The organism is Pandoraea sp. B-6 (assembly GCF_000282835.1).
Classification (GTDB): domain Bacteria; phylum Pseudomonadota; class Gammaproteobacteria; order Burkholderiales; family Burkholderiaceae; genus Pandoraea; species Pandoraea cepalis.
The window spans coordinates 1-283 of the sequence record NZ_AKXS01000323.1; the positions used below are offsets into that span (position 1 = coordinate 1).

Sequence of the window (283 nt, forward strand, 5' to 3'; positions counted from 1 at the left end):
TGGACACGGTGACGGCTGCACGTCTCGCCTGACTCACGTAGATCCACTGTAATCTTGCGATAGCCATAGACGCCACCACTGGCCAACCAGGAGTGCTTGATCAGACCAAGCAATCGATCATCCTCGCGCTTGCGAGCGCTGACCGCCTGACGCTGCCACACGTAATAGCCGCTGCGATGCACGCCAAGTATCCGGCACATCGACTTCAGACAGAACTCGCCGATATGGGATCGCATGAATGCGTACCTTGCCGTTACCCCTTTGCAAAGTACGCGGCGGCTTT

General features: G+C 57.2%; 1 protein-coding gene. It reads right to left on the reverse strand.

Annotated elements, in window-relative coordinates; translation table 11 throughout:
• On the reverse strand, nucleotides 1-283 hold a 283-nt coding region (locus tag A985_RS0103140), incomplete at both ends, for an IS3 family transposase (protein WP_157211335.1).